Genomic DNA, 3,627 nt, shown 5'->3' with positions numbered 1-3,627 from the left:
CAAATGGATCGAGCAAGTAAATTGCACGGTTCCATGCTTGAAGGCATGAATATTCAAGGTGCAACTGGATTAACGCACACTCAAGCAGCGACGTTGAAAGCATTAGGAGCGATCCTTTGGGCACGCGACGCGAACGCCTTAACTCTGTGCTTAACTCGTAGATCTTAAGTGGCGAAATTTGGAGTTGTCTTGCAGACTCAGTTCATGGCGCGATCGCTTACGTCATCAACCCTTGAGGGTAAACAGACGTTTCACTTAAAAGCACAAGCAGAGATGTTTAGCTTTTGATTTCATTCTGCAATTCCTCATTCACCAATCGCTCAAATAGGAGAGTTCAATGTCTAAAAATCAAAAAATCGGTCTAGAAGGACTGCTTCGTCCAGAAGATAGCATCCTGGTACTGATTGACCACCAGCCCTATCAGTTCACCAACTTGAACAGCCATGAACCTACGATGATCATTAACAATGTTATTGGTCTTGCCAAATCAGCAAAGGTGTTCAACGTACCCACAATTCTTACCAATGTCATGGAAGAAAGAGGGGGTCATATCATTAAGGGACTACGGGATGTTTTTCCTGATCAAAAACCGATCAACCGCACTTCCATCAATACCTGGGAAGAGCCAAACGTTACAGATGTAGTGAAGAAAAGTGGTCGCAAGCAACTGATACTTGCTGCGCTTTGGACCGAGGTCTGTCTCGCAATGCCAGCAATCCAGGCGCTGGGTGAAGGTTATGACGTATTCATCGTTACCGATGCTTCGGGCGGTGTTACTGCGGAAGCTCATGACATGGCGGTTCGCCGTATGGTTCAGGCGGGTGCAGTTCCAATCAACTGGATGGCTGTACTTGCTGAATGGCAACGTGACTGGGCACGCACAGAAACATCTGCGGGTGTATCAGAGATTCTTCTTGAGCATGGCGGTGCTAGTGCGGTTGCCCTTGCATGGGAACTTCAGCTCCTTGCAACAACCCCTTCAGCCGACGGCAAACCTGTCCAGGTCAGCAATTCCTCCATTGGTCAATTGGTTTAGCGTTGTGGGTGAATTGCACCGTGATTGGCGTAAGGATATTGAAGGGCTAGGTAATCTCCTTGCAGAGTTTATTCCTGACTACAAAAACCTAATGACGAGCTATGCAGCAACATCAAATGCTGGCTCTGCCAATCGCGAACGCCTCATGACTCGTGTGTAACTGAGTGGATGTTATCATTGCTCAGTGATCCAGTTCATTTGCGGCATTGCAGCAGCACTGGATGATTTCGTGCATAGAATAGGGGCGATCGCCAGCGATCGCTCATTAACCATCATCACTTCCTTACAGCTAGAGTTTTTGAGGTCATGTGTAATGCTAGATCCACTAGTCGTGGGTACAGATGAAGAAACTCACCAGGTAACCGCCATCATTTCTCACTTCATTCGATCTGGGCGTGAGCAAGGGTATGAGGAATGGTTACACGGAATTGCGACGGCTGCCCATCAGTTTAAAGGACACTTAGGGGTCAATGTAATTCGCCCCCGTGACCACGCTCATCCTGAATATGTAGCAATTCTCAGATTTGATCATTACAACAACCTCAAAACCTGGCTGGAATCCACTGTGCGGCAAGAATGGTTGGAGCGGCTGCAACCCTTGATTGAAAAGCCTGAAACCATTCAAACTCTGACGGGTCTGGAAACCTGGTTTACGCTTCCCAACAAACCCATGAAGGCTCCACCTCCGCGCTACAAAATGGCGATCGTGACATGGCTGGCAGTGTTTTTGACGATATCGATTCTCAATCGTTTGCTAGTACCGCTCCTAGCTGGGCTTCCGGTATTGCTCAGAACGTTGTTGGTTACAGGTCTAACGGTTGCCCTGCTCACCTACGTGATTATGCCGCGCCTGACCCAACTCTTTCGCAAATGGCTGTATCCCATTTGATCAAGTACATCTCTTGCACATTCACAGGAATCTTCCATGGCTTGTCAACACCTGAACGAACTGACGCTAGAGAATATGATTTCAAAAGCCAATTACCCGGTATTCCGCTGTGAGGAATGCCTTCGGGTTGGCGATCGCTGGGTACATTTAAGAATTTGTCAAACCTGCGGCAAAATGTTGTGCTGCGACTCATCCAAAAATCAGCACGCACGCCATCATTATGAAGAAAGTGGACATGCGGTGATCAGTTCAGCCGAATTGGGAGAACAATGGCTGTGGTGTTTTGCCGACGAACAACAGAAGAACTATTAATCACGCGCCCCTTTTCTACTCGCGAGGAAACCATGATGTCAAATCAGTTTACCCTGACCTCAACGGATATTTGGCCGAGTTTACCCCTGGACGCATGGCAGGATACCTATACCACCCTACACATGTGGACGCAAATCATCGGCAAGATCCGATTTGCCCAAACTCCGTGGATTAATCATTCCTGGCATACTCCCCTCTATTTAACCGTTCGGGGACTGACCACTTCCACGATTCCCTATGGCAGCCGCATCTTTCAAATCGACTTTGATTTCATTGATCATGAACTGCTGATTCAAACTAGCGAAGGGGCAAGACGGGCGATCGCTCTCTACCCTCGCTCTGTCGCTGATTTCTACCAGAACGTGATGGAAACGCTCAGAGCACTCGATCTTCATATCACCATTAACACCAAACCGAACGAAGTTCCAGATCCGATTCGATTTGAGCAGGATGAAACCCATGCTGCTTATGATCCGGATTATGCCAATCGATGCTGGCGAGTGCTGCTACAGTCCGATCGCGTCTTTCGAGAATTTCGTTCACATTTTGCCGGCAAGGTCAGTCCGGTTCATTTTTTTTGGGGGAGTTTTGATTTAGCAGTAACGCGCTTTTCGGGGCGATCGGCTCCGGAGCATCCAGGAGGGGTGCCAAATCTACCAGATGCTGTAGCAAAGGAAGCCTATTCACAAGAAGTCAGTAGTGCCGGATTTTGGCCCGGAGCCGGATTATCATACCCAGCGTTTTATTCCTATGCGTACCCAGAACCCGATGGGTTTAAGCAGGCTGAGGTTCGTCCCGATGCTGCCTTTTACAATAAAGAGTTAGGCGAATTTATTTTGCCCTATGACGCTGTCCGCGAGGCAGAATCACCCGATCAGATGTTGTTAGAGTTCTTGCAAAGCACCTACGAAGCTGCCGCCAGGTTAGGCAACTGGAATCAAAAGGAACTTCAGCAGTTGACGTTTAAGTAGCAACTGTATTCCTAAATTGGCGTTTAACTGGCAGACCTTAAGTGGTGAAATGTAGGACAATTTCGCAGACTGGTTTATTGGACGCTTAAACCTTGATCGTGAAGGTCAATTCCGATGAACCGATGGCAATTACTCCAATTTTGGAAACCCGTCAGGGCATACTGGCGCGATTGCTCCCCTGAGAATGCAGACAAACTCAGATTTCTCCTCAGCCTGGAAGGAACTCGTTGGCAATACACCAATGATGTTCAAAATTTGGCAGCCATCAGCCTCGACACCTGCCTCAATACTGAACACTTTGCCCTGGAAGAGTGTGGAGATGCGATCGCGAATCATATCCGTCGTTTTATGACCACTCACGTTGGAAAGTGTCAGAATTGAAGCTTCAAAAGGTCTAAAAACGAGGCTGCATTGACACG

Annotated in this window: 6 protein-coding genes; 5 read left to right on the top strand and 1 reads right to left on the bottom strand. The window is 47.9% G+C overall.

Annotated elements, in window-relative coordinates:
• Positions 1–337 precede the first annotated feature (337 nt).
• The 5 genes from AC5JLB_RS17010 (at position 338) to AC5JLB_RS16990 (ending at position 3,208) form a co-directional block, all read left to right on the top strand.
• Positions 338–1,036, top strand: a complete 699-nt coding sequence (locus AC5JLB_RS17010; protein ID WP_495875014.1) for a hydrolase — start codon at positions 338–340, stop codon at positions 1,034–1,036.
• Entirely contained in the window at positions 1,020–1,196 is a 177-nt protein-coding gene (locus AC5JLB_RS17005) for a hypothetical protein (RefSeq protein ID WP_495875013.1), read from the top strand. The genes AC5JLB_RS17010 and AC5JLB_RS17005 overlap by 17 nt, the downstream gene beginning before the upstream one ends.
• Positions 1,197–1,349: 153 nt before the next feature.
• Positions 1,350–1,925: an antibiotic biosynthesis monooxygenase gene (locus AC5JLB_RS17000; RefSeq protein WP_495875012.1), complete on the top strand. Its 576-nt coding sequence runs from the start codon at positions 1,350–1,352 to the stop codon at positions 1,923–1,925.
• A gap of 36 nt (positions 1,926–1,961) precedes the next feature.
• Positions 1,962–2,237, top strand: coding sequence for a UBP-type zinc finger domain-containing protein (locus AC5JLB_RS16995; RefSeq protein WP_495875011.1), 276 nt, complete (start codon positions 1,962–1,964; stop codon positions 2,235–2,237).
• Positions 2,238–2,269: 32 nt separating this feature from the next.
• Positions 2,270–3,208, top strand: a complete 939-nt coding sequence (locus AC5JLB_RS16990; RefSeq protein WP_495875010.1) for a DUF5996 family protein — start codon at positions 2,270–2,272, stop codon at positions 3,206–3,208.
• A gap of 129 nt (positions 3,209–3,337) precedes the next feature.
• Here the strand turns inward: AC5JLB_RS16990 and AC5JLB_RS16985 are convergent.
• On the bottom strand, positions 3,338–3,627 hold a 290-nt coding region (locus AC5JLB_RS16985; protein WP_495875009.1), incomplete at its 5' end, for a hypothetical protein.

The organism is Myxacorys chilensis (assembly GCF_059505265.1).
This window is presented reverse-complemented; position numbering and strand designations above follow the sequence as displayed.